Below are 12946 nucleotides of genomic sequence, written 5' to 3'. Positions count from 1 at the left end.
ATCGCCCTGGTAAGGCCGTGAGGTGCGCGCGCGGCATGCCGGCGCTCTTTCCGCCCCCGGTGTCATGGACGTCGGACATGCAAAAGGGGCGGCCCTTGCGGACCGCCCCTGGCATCGTATCGATCGTGTCGCGTGACTTAGAAGTCGTTGCGATACTGCTCGTTACCAATGAAGCCGAGCTTCGTGATCGAAGACCGCTTCACGACGGCCAGCGTGCGATCGACGACTTCGTACCGCGCCTGCGGGTCCGGCTGGAAGTGAAGTTCCGGCTCGGGGTTCATGCCCGCGGTCTGGTCCAGATACTGGCGCAGCGTCACCTCGTCGACCGGCGACCCGTTCCAGGCCACCGTGCCCGATGCGTCGATCGAGATCTTGTTCTTCTCGGGGTCGATCGGGTTCTGCGGCGGGTTCTTGCTGTTGACCGGAAGGTCGACCTTGACCGCGTGCGTCTGGATCGGGATCGTGATGATGAACATGATGAGGAGAACGAGCAGGACGTCGATCAACGGCGTCATGTTCATTTCCATCATCGGCCCGTCATCTTCTTTGCCGCCGCCCATTGCCATTCTATACTACTCCTAAATACGTCCGAGCGATCGTCAGCGTTCGGTGGTGCCGCCGGGGGGCGGCTCGGAGATGAAGCCGACGCGGGCGAAGCCGGCGCGCTGCATCGTGTAGATCGTGCCGCCGATGCACTTGTACGGCGTGTTCACGTCGCCGCGAATATGCGCCTCGGGCAGCTCAAGACCTGCGGCATTCACGCCACCCTGACGGTCGATCTCGGTCTTCAGCTTGGCGACCGCGCGATCGAGCAGCTCGGTCGAGGTGACCGGGGTCATGTTCCAATACACAGCACAGCTGCCATCGCCATTTGTCGTCACCGACAGCGAGACATTTTCGGGCTTGGTCGTGGTCGGATCAAATTTGACCTCGGGGAGCTTCAGCTGCACCGCCTGGACCGCGACGGTCGTCGTCACCAGAAAGATGATCAGGAGCACGAGCATGACGTCGACCAGCGGCGTCGTATTGATGTCCGATATCGATTTCTCGGTGGAATCGCCACCAACACTCATCGCCATGTGCGAACTATCCTATTCTTTTATCGCCACCGGCACCGCCGGCGGGAAGGAAGCGGGGCTGCTGCGAACACCAGCCCCGCCTTTCTCGCGTCTTAGTTAGCGCGCGGCACGCCACCGGTCTGACCGGCAGTCGTGGTCGCCGTGGCAGGCTTGGCCACAACCGGCTTGACGCCCGAAGCGGTGATCGGACGCACGGCACCGTTCGATGCCAGGAAGCCGAGCACGTCGTTCGAGAAGGCCGACAGGTCCTCTGCGATCGACTTGTTGCGACGCTGCAGCCAGTTGTACGACAGCACGGCGGGAACTGCGACGACGAGACCCAGTGCGGTCATGATCAGTGCTTCACCGACCGGCCCTGCGACCTTGTCGATCGATGCCTGACCCGATGCACCGATCTTCACGAGTGCGCGGTAGATGCCGATAACCGTACCGAACAGACCGATGAACGGCGAAACCGAACCGACCGTTGCGAGGAAGGCGAGACCGCCACCCAGCTTCGAGTTGATCGCAGCTTCCGAACGCGCGAGCGAACCGTGCAGCCAGTCATGCGCCTCGACCGGATCGGTCAGCTTCGAATGCTGCTCCTGAGCGGCCAGGCCGTCGTCGACGATCTGCTTGTAGGCCGAGTTCTTCTCGAGCTTGGCCGAACCTTCGCGAAGGCTGTTCGACGACCAGAAGGCCTGACGGACGCGCTTGCCCTGGCCGATGATCTTCTGCTGCTCGAACAGCTTGGAGAACAGGATGTAGAACGAAACCACCGACATCAGCACCAGAATGCCGAACACGGTCTGGGAGATGAGACCGCCTTCGCGAAGTGCCGCTTCGAGGCCGTACGGGTTGGCTTCGGCTGCTGCGGGCGCCGCCGCGGCAAGGATAGTGGTGAACATGGTCGGATGATCCTCTTAAGATTCGTTGGTCTAAGTGCGCCGAGACGCAGATTAATTTTCCGGCAACGTCCACCGGATACGCTGCGTCGCACTCGAACGCATCGGGTTCCCGGCCTGATCGAGCGCTGGCGAGTAGCGACCACGTCGCGTCATCGCAGCACAGGCTGCCCGATCGAGAGCAGGCGAACCGCTCGACGACGTCACGGTGCAGTTCTCGACACGACCCTGGGCATTAATGTCCCAGCGCATCGCGACCGCACCCTGTTCGCCGGCACGGATCGCGCTCGGCGGATAGTCGTCCTGGCTCACCCACGTCGCCGGATTACCCTTGGCGCCCGCGGCCTTGCTGACCGTCGGTGCTGCTGGCGGGGCCGGCGGCGCTGGCGGCGCGGGAGGCGCCGGCGGTGCCGTTGGCTGGCTCAGCGGGATGATGTTCGACGTCGTGATCGCCGGAGCGGGCGACGGCGTAACAACGACCGGCGGCGGCACGACGACGGTGGTCGGCGGCGGCGGCAGGTTGGGCTGGTCAGGCGGCGGCGGCGGGGGCTCGTCGGGCGGAGGCGGCGGTGGCGGCGGCTCCACGTCGAACGTGTTTAACTTTTCGGTGGCCTTTTTCACGTATTGAAACGCGAGGCCGGTGACGAAAGCATAGCCCAAGGCAGCATGAATCAGCGCGACGATGACGATCGCGACGATTTTGCCTGAGGACATCTTCTGGTCAACATAGGCCATTCAGCAACGACACTCCCTTATTCTGTCTGCCTTCACGCAGTCGCGCATGGGGGCAGGCGCAACGCAAACGTGTGCCGTGAAGCAAAAATTCCACGCGGCAGTGCGCAATGTCTATCGCCACGCCATGCGACACGCAAACGCTTTGTCGGACGCAACAAACGTACAAGCGTATGATGGCAATTTTATTTCTGTAACGTTCATGCGCCATCGCGTAGCCCATGGCGATGATATCCCCACGTTCCATCCCACCGCTCATGACCCTGTTCGCCGTCATCGCGGCAGCCCCGATCGTTGCGCAGACGGCCCCCCCGCCGCAATCCGTGCCGACCGCGCCGCAGCAAAACAGCGCCGGCGACTCGACGACGCTGACCCCCGAACAGCTTGATCGGCAATGGGAAGGCGCGCGCGATGCAGAGCCCGCTGGAGCGGCTGGCACGGGTCCGGCGCAGCCCGCGGCGCCCGACCAGGGCGCGGGCTATGCGGACCTCGCGGATCTCGTTCTCGCCGCGCCGGTGATCGCCGACGCGACGATTCGCTCGACCGCGCGGATCAAGGGCGCAGAGGCGGCGGATGTCGCACCCGGGCTCGTCCGGTTCTATGTCGAGGCCGACGTGACCGCGCTGATTCGCGGCAGTGGTGGCGTGGCCCCAAGACTCGGCTATCTGCTTGATGTTGCACCGGATTCCAACGGTCGACTGCCAAAGCTGAAAAAGGCGCGCGTGCTGCTGTTTGCACGTACCGCCGGAACATCGACCGCCCAGATCCAACTCGTCGCGCGCGACGCGCAACGCGACTGGACGCCGGCCCTCGACGCGCAGGTCCGCCGCATCGCCCGCGAGGTGCTCGCCGCCGACGCGCCGCCCGTCATCACCGGGATCGGCAACGCCTTTCACGTGCCGGGCGCCCTGCCCGGCGAAGGCGAAACGCAGATCTTCCTGACCACTTCGGATCAGCGTCCCGTCTCGCTGTCGATCCTGCGGCGGCCCGGCGAGCAACCCCGCTGGGCGGTCGCGCTGAGCGAGATCGTCGACGAGGCCGCGGCCCCTCCGCCGCGTGGTTCGCTGTTGTGGTACCGGCTAGCCTGCGCGCTTCCCGCCGCGATGCCGGATCGCAGCGTCGCGTCAATGGCAGCCACCGACGCGGTGATCGCGCGTGAGGATTATCAGTTCGTTCTTCGTGCGCTCGGCCCATGTGGACGCAGCCCGCGGCGCTGACCGGACCGCCGAGCGAGGGTCCGCTCAGCGGATCTCAATGATCTGCCCGGTCGTCGACAGGGCGGTCTCGAGGTAGCTGATCGCCGCTTCGACATCGATGGCCCGCGCCCCATTATGGGACAGGACGGCGTTGATTCGCGTCACCGGCGCCGCCTCGATCGCGAGCGGCGCGATCGCGGCGCGGGCCTGGGCGGCAAAAAGCGAATCGCTGCTTTCGCGAATCACCACGACCAGGCTGTCGTCGGTGCCCAGTCGCGCGCGCGCGTCGCGCACGCACGCCGCGATGTCGTCACGCTCGCCCACGATCAGCCGCATGATCTCACCGCCGATGTCGCACGAGCGTCACGCCGATCGCCTCGCCCGCTTCGGCGATCGCCAGCTTGACGATCTTCACCGCAACCCGCTGAACACGCGCGTCCTGCAGGAACAGCGTCTCGCAGATATGGTCGGCAACGGCCTCGATCAGCGTGAAATGCACGCCCGCCGGCAGGGCCGTGGTCGCGGCATGTTTCAGATCGAGATAGTTTTTCGACGCCGACAAGGGCGTGTCGGGATCGAACCGGCTCGGGCAGGTGAGATCGACGGTGAGCGAAATCCGCAGCGGCTGGGGCAGATGCGTCTCCTCCGAATAGATTCCGGTGAGCACCTGCACTTCCATGTCGTGCACTTCGAGCTGAAGACTGTCTTGCATCGCCGCGCTCTAGCAGAGCCGCGACCGTAGGGAAGGCCCGGGGCGGACGCGGCGCTACGCCGGTTCCGCTTGCGTTCGGCGACGTGCTGCGTAAAGCGCGCGGCCCCGGACGTTCCTGCGCCGGCGCTGGAGAAGCCGGTGTTCGAACTCGTCCCCTTGAACGCCGTCCCGGATGCCGAGGTCGAGGCGCTGCTCGACCGCGCGTTCGGGCAGGATCGTCATGGCCGGACCGCCTATATGATCCGCGGCGATGGAACCGCGATCCCGACGCTCAGCTTTGCCGCAGTGTCGGGCGACATGCTGCTGGGCTCGATCCAGTGCTGGCCGATCGCGCTCATGACCGCAAATGCGGCGTTGCCGCTGGTGATGGTCGGCCCGGTCGCGGTCGCGCCGGGCCATCAGGGCGACGGCATCGGCCGGGCGTTGGTGGCGCGCGCACTCGAGGTCGCTGCGGCGAGCGATCTGGGCGACGCGCTGATGCTGATCGGCGATCCGGACTATTATGGCCGGTTCTTCGGCTTTTCCGCCGAGCGCACAGCCGCGTGGGAGGCACCGGGTCCGGTCGAACGTCACCGGCTTCTTGCACTAGGGGGGGCCGTACCCGACGACGCTGGAATGCTCGGCCCGCGCCCAGGCGCAGCCGGCTGACGACGCCGCAGCGCGGCCTGGCGCTTCGCCTGCCGCGAGACTTTACGAGAGGCCATGCGCACCCTACCTCGCGCTCATGCCTATGGACCCCCTCCCCGATCTTGCCTCGCTGAGCCTCGCCGAAATCGCCCGGCTCGCCGACGAGCAGAAACTGCCGCCGGTCGACAAATGGAATCCGTCGCATTGTGGCGACAGCGAAATGCGGATCGCGCGCGACGGGACCTGGTATCATCAGGGCACGCCGATCGGTCGCGAGGCGATGGTCCGGCTCTTCTCGACGATCCTCAGGCGCGAGCCATCGGGCGGCTATGTCCTGGTTACCCCGGTCGAGAAGCTCGACATCGTCGTCGAGGACGTGCCGTTCGTCGCGGTCGAGGTGAAGATCGATGGCGAGGGTCCAGCGACCAGGCTGACCTTCCGGCTCAACACCGGTGACCTCGTCACCGCGGGTGCCGCGCACCCGATCCGCTTCGTTGAGGATGAAGACGGCCCGCGACCCTATCTGATGGTCCGTGGCGGGATGGAGGCGGTGGTGGCACGCCCGGTCTATTACGAGCTCGCCGACCGCGCGATTGCCGGCGGCGAATCGCCGGTCGGACTATGGAGCGACGGCCAGTTCTTCCCGCTCGAACCTGCCATGCCGTCGCCCGAAGACATCGCCGCGTGACGCTCGCCGATCGGCTGCGCAGCGCGCTGTCGCGGGGTGTCGAGCCGGGCATGATCCTGCTGACGGGCGACCGTGACGATATCGATCTGCCGCCCGGCGATACGCTGCTGCCCGCGGCAGTGCTGATCGCGGTGACCGATCGTGCCGAACCCGGGGTGATCCTGACCCAGCGTACCGAGACGATGCGCAAGCATGCGGGCCAGATCGCGTTTCCCGGCGGCCGGATCGATCCCGGCGAGGATATCGTCACCGCCGCGCTGCGCGAGGCCGAGGAAGAGATCGCGTTGCCGCGCGACCGCGTGACCGTCATCGGCCAGGCCGATACCTATCGCACCGTCACCGGCTTCCAGGTGACGCCGGTGATCGGCGTCATCCCCCCGGACCTCGTGCTTCACCCGAGCGAGGCCGAGGTTGCAAACGTGTTCGAGGTTCCGCTCGAATTCCTGCTCGATTCGGGCAATCATGTCGAAGCCAGCGTCGAGTGGCAGGGTCATGAGCGGCATTATTACGAGATCATCTGGAACGACCGCCGCATCTGGGGCGCGACCGCGGCGATGATCGTCAATCTGAGGCGACGACTGCAATGGGCATGAGCCTTCCCGATGCCGCCTGGCGGACGCGCCCCGGCCTCGCTGCGCTGACCGCCGTGCTGGGCGGGGCGTCGGCGCAGTCGCGCTTCGTCGGCGGGGCGGTGCGCGACACGCTGCTCGGCCTGGCACCGGCCGATACCGGCGCGATCGACATCGACATCGCGACGAGCCTGCCCCCGCAGGAGGTCCTGGAACGGCTCGAGGATGCGCGGATCCGCGCGGTGCCGACCGGGCTCGCGCATGGCACGATCACCGCGGTGACCGAGGGGGGAACCGTCGAGATTACGACGCTGCGCCGCGACGTCGCGACCGACGGGCGGCATGCGACGATCGCCTATACCGATGACTGGCGCGAGGATGCGGCGCGCCGCGATTTCACGATCAACGCGCTCTATGCCGATCCCGTCAGCGGCGAGATCTTCGACTATTTCGGTGGCCTTGACGATCTGTCCGCAGGGCGCGTGCGCTTCATCGGTGATCCCCTGCAGCGGATTGCGGAGGATCATCTGCGGATCCTGCGCTTCTTCCGCTTTCACGCGCGGTTCGGGACCCAGATCGACGCCGCCGGGCTGGAGGCGTGCGCCGCCCGCGCGAACGACCTGATGGCGCTGTCCCGCGAACGGATCGCCGCCGAACTGCTCAAGCTGCTCGTCGCGGCGCGCGCCGTTGCGGTGATCGCACTGATGGTCGAGCGCGGCATCTGGCGTGCGGTGCTGCCCGAGATCGACGCCGACGGGGTCGCGCGGCTGGCCGCGCTGGTCGATCACGAACATGCCGCCGGCATTGCGCCCGATCCGATCCGGCGTCTGGCCGCACTGATCCCCGCCCGCGACGGCGATGTGGTCGCTGCACGGCTGAAACTGTCGAACACCAATCGCAAACGCGTCGTCGCGGCGACGCAGGGGATTGGCGACGAAGGCCCGCGCGCACTCGCCTATCGCCACGGCCTTGCTGGCGCGATCGACCGGTTGCTGATCGCAGGTGCGGACGTCGCGCCGATTGCCGACTGGTCGCCGCCCGCCTTACCGATCAGCGGCGGCGCGCTGGTCGAACGCGGCCTGCGCAAGGGACCCGACGTCGCGGCGATGCGCCGGCGGATCGAGACTCAGTGGATCGCGGAGGGTTTCCCAGATCAGGCCCGGGTCGATGCGATCGCGGACAAGGCGGTCACCGAAACGCTCGCCTAAGCCTTCAGGCCAGGATCGGGACCCGGTTGAAGATCGACTCGAACGCCTGAGCCGCCTCGAGCGGCCGAGCGAAGACATAGCCCTGGCCATAGGTGCATCCGAGCGCCGCGAGCGTCTGGGCCAAGTCGCCCGTCTCGATCCCCTCCGCGGTCGTCTGCATGTTGAGCGCCTGTGCGAGACTGAGGATCGCGCGGACGATCGACACCTTGTCGCGGTCCGCCAGCATCCCCGTCACGAAGCTCCGGTCGATCTTCAGCACATCGATCGGCAGTTTCTGGAGATAGGCGAGATTGGAATAGCCGGTCCCGAAATCGTCCATGGCGAGTGTCGTGCCGAGATCCTTCAGCGCATGCATCGCCTGCGCGATCCGGTCCGGGTCGGACACGATCGCGCTTTCGGTCAATTCGAGTGTGAACCGATCGCCGCCGAGCCGCGAGCGAGACAGCGCCGACTCGACCACCGGCGCGATCGCGTCGCGCTGCAGCTGGATCGCGGACAGGTTCACCGCGACGCGAACGCCGCAATGCCCGCCGGCACGTACGTCCCACGCCGCCAGCGTCCGCGCCGCCGCATCGATCGCCCAGCGCCCCAGTGGAACGATCAGCCCCGATTCCTCGGCAACCGGAATGAACTGTGTCGGCGGGATCTCGCGACCATCCTCGTCGGTCCACCGCGCCAGCGCCTCGAACGCGACGATACGCCCGGTCGCAAGATCGCAGATCGGCTGATAGGCGAGCCGCAGCCGGTCATTCTCGATCGCGCGACGCAGCGCGGTCTCCATGCCGAACTGTTCGCGCGCGATCACGAATTCCTGGCGCTGATAGCATTCGGTCCGCCCCGTCGCCTTGCCGCGCTTTACCGCGAACTGCGCGTGGCGGATCATCTCGGCGGTGTCGCCGGTCTCGTCCCGGCCATAGGCGATGCCGATCGAGCATTCGACCCGGATCTCGTAATCGGTCAGGCGGAACGGCGCGATCAGCGCGCGCTGGATCCGGTCGGCGAGACGCAGTGCCTCTGCGGGATCCTCGTCGATCGTCATCAGCACTGCAAACTGCCCGCCGCCGACCCGCGCCAGCGTATCGCGCACCCGCAGCGCGCCCTTGATCCGCCGCGCGACGGTGATCAGCATCTCGTCGCCGACCAGCGATCCCAGGCACGCGTTCAGCCGCCCGAACCGGTCGATATCGATCGCCAGGACCGCGCGCGCGGCGTGATCCTCGACCGCCTCGACCAGATCCTCGAACCCTTCGCGGTTGAGCAGCCCGGTCAGGCTGTCGGTCGTCATCTCGCGTCGCATGCTGCGTTCGGTATGGATCTGCGAGGTCCGGTCGACGAAGCTTAGCGTGCACCGGTCGTGGATCGCTGCGCTGCTCCGCGCGATCGTCACGCGGTAATGCCGGCAATCGATCGTGTCACCAAAGGCCCAGTCGAAGTCGAGTCGGGTCTGCGACGTCAGCAGAAAGGCGATGATCCGATCGCCCAGATCGGCGATCATGGGCGACCGCGTCGCGACGACGCCCAGCCCGGCCAGGCGATAGGCCCGGTTCATCGCGAACAGCTCGAGCCCACCGTTCTCGAGCGTCAGGTGGACCATCGGAATCGGGCTCAGCTCGAGGCCGCGCGCGACGAGTTCAGCCGAGACGGTTGCCGGTTGTTCGGCCTCGTGAAGAACCCATTCCATAGTCCTGCCTAACCCGGCTTCGTTAAGACCGCGTGAAATTTACAAAAGACCCAAAACGAGTACGATTATTTCAACGCCGGTTCAGACAGCCCGGCCCCAGTCCGCAACGACCCGGCCGCTGGCCCCCGATTTACCTTGGAGTCAGATCGCGATGGTCAGCACGCATCGCCTTAGCATAGACGAATTTCAGCCGAATCGGTTGTCGCGGGGAAAACCTGTGGGGGGCATCCGCCCGGCCGCGCCGCGCGCCGTACGCCACGGCCCCAGATCCGCCTCGGTCCGCGTGCGTTTGGTTTCGCCGCCCATCGCCCAGCTCAAGCCGTTGGCGAAGACGAAGGTGATTGCATCCGCCAGCCCGCCGTCGCGGTAACGCTGGAGCTGCACCCCCTGCCCGCGATTCATCTCGACCAGCTCGTTGATCGGGAACACCAGCAGCTTGCGGTTGTCGCCGATCGCCGCGACATAATCATCCGCGGGGTCGACCGGACGGACCAGCTTCACCTTCTCGCCGATCCGCGGCGTCATCACCGTCTTGCCCTTGCGCGTCTCCGCGATCACGTCCGCCGCGGTCGCGATGAACGCGCGGCCATCGGTCGCCGCGACCATCAGCTTGGCTTGCCGCGCCGCGGGCAAGAGCGCGACGATCCCGACGCTGCCGTCCAGGTCGATCATCGCGCGCACCGGCTCGCCAAAGCCGCGCCCGCCCGGCAGCTTGTCCGCCGCCAGCGTGAAGAACCGCCCATTCTCGGCCGCGAGCAGCAGCTTGTCGGTCGTCTGCGCATGGAAGGCGAAGGCCGGGCCGTCGCCCTCCTTGAACTTCAACGCCTCGGGGCTCGCGAGGTCGTTGTGCCCGCGCATCGCGCGGATCCAGCCGCGCTGCGACAGGATGACGGTGATCGGCTCACGCTCGATCATCGCCTCGAGCGGAATGTCGCGGGTCGGCGCGGCCTCCTCGATCGTCGTGCGCCGTTTGCCGAGCAGCGTCTCGGCGCCATAGCGGTCGCGGATCTTGCGCAGGTCCGCCTTCATCCGCTTCTTCTGCAGCTTGGGATCGGCGAGCAACGCGGTCAGCGTCGCCTGTTCCTTGTCGAGCTTGTCGCGCTCGGTCTTGATCTCGAACTCTTCGAGCCGGCGAAGCGACCGCAGCCGCATGTTCAGGATCGCCTCCGCCTGACGATCGGTCAGGTTGAACTCGGCGATCATCACCTTTTTCGGCTCGTCCTCGGTGCGGATGATCTCGATCACGCGGTCGAGGTTGAGATAGGCGATCAGATAGCCGTCGAGCAGCTCGATCCGGTCCGCGATCTTCTCCAGCCGGTGCTGCGTCCGCCGGGTCAGCACGACGAACTGATGTTCGACCCAGGCCGCCAGCGCCTCGCGCAGCGACATCACGCGCGGCGTGCGGTCCTTGTCGAGCACGTTGAGGTTGAGGCTCACCCGCGTCTCGAGATCGGTCAGCCGGAACAGCCCGTCCATCAGCACCTGCGGATCGACCGTCCGGCTCCGCGGCTCCAGCACGATGCGGATCTCGGCATCCGATTCGTCGCGCACGTCCGCCAGGATCGGCAGCCGCTTGGCGTTGATCAGGTCGGCGATCTGTTCGATCAGCTTGCCCTTCTGGACGCCATACGGGATCTCGGACACGATCAGCGTCCACATCCCGCCCTTTTCGCGCTCGATCTCCCAGCGCGCGCGCACCCGGAACCCGCCGCGCCCGGTGGCATAGGATTCGCGGATCACCGCGGGCGGATCGACGACCAGCCCGCCGGTCGGAAAGTCCGGCCCCGTCACATGCGCCAGGATCGCGTCATTGTCGGCATCGGGCTGATCGACCAGCAGGATCGCCGCCTCGATCAGCTCGGCGGCGTTGTGCGGCGGGATGCTGGTAGCCATCCCGACCGCGATCCCGCTCGCGCCATTGGCGAGTAGGTTGGGAAACATGCCGGGGAACAGCTCGGGCTCCTCGTCCTCGCCATTGTAGGTCGGGCGAAGATTGGCCGCATCCTCGTCGAGACCGTCCATCAGGTCGACCGCAACCTGCGTCAGCCGCGCCTCGGTATAGCGGTAGGCAGCGGCGTTATCCCCGTCGATATTGCCGAAATTGCCCTGCCCGTCGACGAGGGGATAGCGCAGCGAGAAGGTCTGCGCGAGCCGGACCATCGCGTCATAGACCGACTGGTCGCCATGCGGATGATATTTGCCGATCACGTCGCCGACGACGCGCGCGCATTTTTTGTAGCCCTGGCTCGGATCGAGCTTCAGCAGCCGCATCGCCCAGAGCAGCCGCCGGTGCACCGGCTTCATCCCGTCGCGCACATCGGGCAACGACCGCGCGGTGATCGTCGAGAGCGCATAGACGAGGTACCGCTCGCTCAGCGCGCTGTCGAACGGAGCGTCGACGATGGAATCGAAGGGATCTTTGAAATCGGTGACCATAGTTGCCTTGTGGATAGCAAGCGCGGCCCAAAGGTTCCACTGTTGTTCTCAACACCCCGACCAGGCCGCCCTGTCCTCATCCCCTGCCCGTCACCCTGACGAACATCAGGACCCACGAGCCAAGCCTCCCACCGATATTGCGTCCACCCGCAACGTCCGCCACCGTCAGAGCATGACCGCTGCTGCGTTCGTCACCTGCTCCCCGAAAGGCCACGCAACCCCATGATCCGCCTTGCCTTTCTCGCACTCGCCGCCATCTCCACACCAGTGATCGCCGAACCGCCCGCATCCAAGCTCCTGACCTGGCCCGACCTCGTCAAACGGCCGAAGCCGAGCCCCGACGCGACCATCGCCTATGGTCCCGACCAGATGCAGAAGGTCGATGTCTGGCGCCCGAAGGGCAAAGGCCCCTTCCCGGTCGTGGTGATGGTCCATGGCGGCTGCTGGACGACGAGCATCGCCGATCGCAGCCTGATGAACTGGGTCGCGGACGATCTGCGCAAGGACGGCATCGCCGTCTGGAACATCGATTATCGCGGCGTCGACCGCGCCGGCGGGGGTTATCCGGGGACCTTCGAGGACGCGGCGAAGGCGACCGACGCGCTCACTGCGAACGCGGCGACCTTCAGTCTCGACACGCGCCGCATCGTCGCGATCGGCCATTCCGCCGGTGGCCATCTCGCGCTCTGGCTCGCCGCCCGCGCAAAGATTCCTGCTGCCAGCCCGCTCCACAGCAGCGCGCCGCTCCGCATCGACCATGTCATCAGCCTCGGCGGCCTGCCCGATCTTGAGGCGACGGCGGCCACCCCCGCCAATGGCTGCGGCACGGAGGTCGTTGCCAAGCTCGTCGGTACACCCAGCGCGGCCCGCGCGGATGTGTACGCCGACACCTCGGTGCTGCGCCTTCTTCCTCTCGGCATAGCGCAGGACCTCGTCAACGGCCGCGAGGACCGGATCATCCCCTTCCCCTTCGCCACCGATTATGTCGCCAGGGCAAAAACCGCAGGCGACACCGCCGTCCTCCACACCATCCCGGCAACCGGCCATGTCGAACTCGTCGCACCCGAGACTCCCGCTTGGGCGGAAGCGAAACGGCTGATCGCGGCTGCCCTGAAATGACCCTGAACCCGCCCG

The 12946-nt window shown here is 66.4% G+C and carries 14 protein-coding genes; 6 read left to right on the top strand and 8 right to left on the bottom strand.

Going from position 1 to position 12946, the window contains the following annotated elements; all coding sequences use genetic code 11:
• Positions 1-137: 137 nt before the first annotated feature.
• The 4 genes from J3A66_RS16735 to J3A66_RS16720 form a co-directional block, all read right to left on the bottom strand.
• On the bottom strand, positions 138-560 hold the full coding sequence (locus J3A66_RS16735; RefSeq protein WP_081874365.1) for a biopolymer transporter ExbD: 423 nt from the start codon (positions 558-560) through the stop codon (positions 138-140).
• Positions 561-599: 39 nt separating this feature from the next.
• On the bottom strand, positions 600-1079 hold the full coding sequence (locus J3A66_RS16730; RefSeq protein WP_031395816.1) for a biopolymer transporter ExbD: 480 nt from the start codon (positions 1077-1079) through the stop codon (positions 600-602).
• A 92-nt stretch (positions 1080-1171) separates the two neighbouring features.
• Positions 1172-1966, bottom strand: a complete 795-nt coding sequence (locus tag J3A66_RS16725) for a MotA/TolQ/ExbB proton channel family protein (RefSeq protein ID WP_031395815.1) — start codon at positions 1964-1966, stop codon at positions 1172-1174.
• A gap of 51 nt (positions 1967-2017) precedes the next feature.
• Positions 2018-2698, bottom strand: coding sequence for an energy transducer TonB (locus J3A66_RS16720; protein WP_056406249.1), 681 nt, complete (start codon positions 2696-2698; stop codon positions 2018-2020).
• 254 nt (positions 2699-2952) lie between these two features.
• Between J3A66_RS16720 and J3A66_RS16715 the strand changes: the two genes are divergently transcribed.
• Positions 2953-3912, top strand: a complete 960-nt coding sequence (locus J3A66_RS16715) for a hypothetical protein (RefSeq protein WP_245336851.1) — start codon at positions 2953-2955, stop codon at positions 3910-3912.
• Between the two features lie 24 nt (positions 3913-3936).
• Here the strand turns inward: J3A66_RS16715 and J3A66_RS16710 are convergent, their stop codons facing one another.
• Both J3A66_RS16710 and J3A66_RS16705 read right to left on the bottom strand, forming a co-directional pair.
• A complete protein-coding gene (locus J3A66_RS16710; protein ID WP_209570065.1) occupies positions 3937-4227 on the bottom strand; it encodes a Rossmann fold domain-containing protein in 291 nt (96 codons plus the stop codon).
• A 4-nt stretch (positions 4228-4231) separates the two neighbouring features.
• Positions 4232-4603: a dihydroneopterin aldolase gene (locus tag J3A66_RS16705; RefSeq protein ID WP_166745972.1), complete on the bottom strand. Its 372-nt coding sequence runs from the start codon at positions 4601-4603 to the stop codon at positions 4232-4234.
• A 138-nt stretch (positions 4604-4741) separates the two neighbouring features.
• On the opposite strand from J3A66_RS16705, the gene J3A66_RS16700 reads away from it, so the two are divergent.
• The 4 genes from J3A66_RS16700 (at position 4742) to J3A66_RS16685 (ending at position 7695) form a co-directional block, all read left to right on the top strand.
• The gene (locus tag J3A66_RS16700) at positions 4742-5251 is read left to right on the top strand and encodes an N-acetyltransferase (RefSeq protein ID WP_209570063.1); all 510 of its coding nucleotides are present in this window, start codon (positions 4742-4744) and stop codon (positions 5249-5251) included.
• Positions 5252-5327: 76 nt separating this feature from the next.
• Positions 5328-5918, top strand: coding sequence for a DUF1285 domain-containing protein (locus J3A66_RS16695; protein ID WP_081877670.1), 591 nt, complete (start codon positions 5328-5330; stop codon positions 5916-5918).
• Positions 5915-6511, top strand: coding sequence for a CoA pyrophosphatase (locus J3A66_RS16690; RefSeq protein ID WP_031395196.1), 597 nt, complete (start codon positions 5915-5917; stop codon positions 6509-6511). The genes J3A66_RS16695 and J3A66_RS16690 overlap by 4 nt, the downstream gene beginning before the upstream one ends.
• The gene (locus J3A66_RS16685) at positions 6502-7695 is read left to right on the top strand and encodes a CCA tRNA nucleotidyltransferase (RefSeq protein ID WP_209570061.1); all 1194 of its coding nucleotides are present in this window, start codon (positions 6502-6504) and stop codon (positions 7693-7695) included. The genes J3A66_RS16690 and J3A66_RS16685 overlap by 10 nt, the downstream gene beginning before the upstream one ends.
• 4 nt (positions 7696-7699) lie before the next feature.
• Here J3A66_RS16685 and J3A66_RS16680 read toward each other — a convergent pair whose 3' ends face one another.
• Positions 7700-9376, bottom strand: a complete 1677-nt coding sequence (locus J3A66_RS16680) for a bifunctional diguanylate cyclase/phosphodiesterase (RefSeq protein ID WP_159512439.1) — start codon at positions 9374-9376, stop codon at positions 7700-7702.
• 186 nt (positions 9377-9562) lie between these two features.
• Positions 9563-11812, bottom strand: coding sequence for a DNA topoisomerase IV subunit A (gene parC, locus J3A66_RS16675; RefSeq protein WP_037530076.1), 2250 nt, complete (start codon positions 11810-11812; stop codon positions 9563-9565).
• Positions 11813-12034: 222 nt separating this feature from the next.
• Between parC and J3A66_RS16670 the strand changes: the two genes are divergently transcribed.
• Positions 12035-12931 (top strand): alpha/beta hydrolase, encoded by an 897-nt coding sequence (locus tag J3A66_RS16670; RefSeq protein WP_209570059.1) that lies wholly within the window; start codon positions 12035-12037, stop codon positions 12929-12931.
• Positions 12932-12946 lie beyond the last annotated feature (15 nt).

Source organism: Sphingomonas sp. PvP018 (assembly GCF_017876865.1).
Lineage (GTDB): Bacteria > Pseudomonadota > Alphaproteobacteria > Sphingomonadales > Sphingomonadaceae > Sphingomonas > Sphingomonas aerolata.
Note: the sequence above shows the minus strand (reverse complement) of the source record. Positions and strands in the feature narration are given on the sequence as shown.

Coding starts and splice junctions, on each gene's coding strand:
- J3A66_RS16715 (WP_245336851.1), top strand. CDS start 2,953: ATGACCCTGTTCGCCGTCATCGCGGCAGCCCCGATCGTTGCGCAGACG.
- J3A66_RS16730 (WP_031395816.1), bottom strand. CDS start 1,079: ATGGCGATGAGTGTTGGTGGCGATTCCACCGAGAAATCGATATCGGAC.
- parC (WP_037530076.1), bottom strand. CDS start 11,812: ATGGTCACCGATTTCAAAGATCCCTTCGATTCCATCGTCGACGCTCCG.
- J3A66_RS16710 (WP_209570065.1), bottom strand. CDS start 4,227: ATGCGGCTGATCGTGGGCGAGCGTGACGACATCGCGGCGTGCGTGCGC.
- J3A66_RS16670 (WP_209570059.1), top strand. CDS start 12,035: ATGATCCGCCTTGCCTTTCTCGCACTCGCCGCCATCTCCACACCAGTG.
- J3A66_RS16685 (WP_209570061.1), top strand. CDS start 6,502: ATGGGCATGAGCCTTCCCGATGCCGCCTGGCGGACGCGCCCCGGCCTC.
- J3A66_RS16695 (WP_081877670.1), top strand. CDS start 5,328: ATGCCTATGGACCCCCTCCCCGATCTTGCCTCGCTGAGCCTCGCCGAA.
- J3A66_RS16705 (WP_166745972.1), bottom strand. CDS start 4,603: ATGCAAGACAGTCTTCAGCTCGAAGTGCACGACATGGAAGTGCAGGTG.
- J3A66_RS16680 (WP_159512439.1), bottom strand. CDS start 9,376: ATGGAATGGGTTCTTCACGAGGCCGAACAACCGGCAACCGTCTCGGCT.
- J3A66_RS16720 (WP_056406249.1), bottom strand. CDS start 2,698: ATGGCCTATGTTGACCAGAAGATGTCCTCAGGCAAAATCGTCGCGATC.
- J3A66_RS16725 (WP_031395815.1), bottom strand. CDS start 1,966: ATGTTCACCACTATCCTTGCCGCGGCGGCGCCCGCAGCAGCCGAAGCC.
- J3A66_RS16735 (WP_081874365.1), bottom strand. CDS start 560: ATGGGCGGCGGCAAAGAAGATGACGGGCCGATGATGGAAATGAACATG.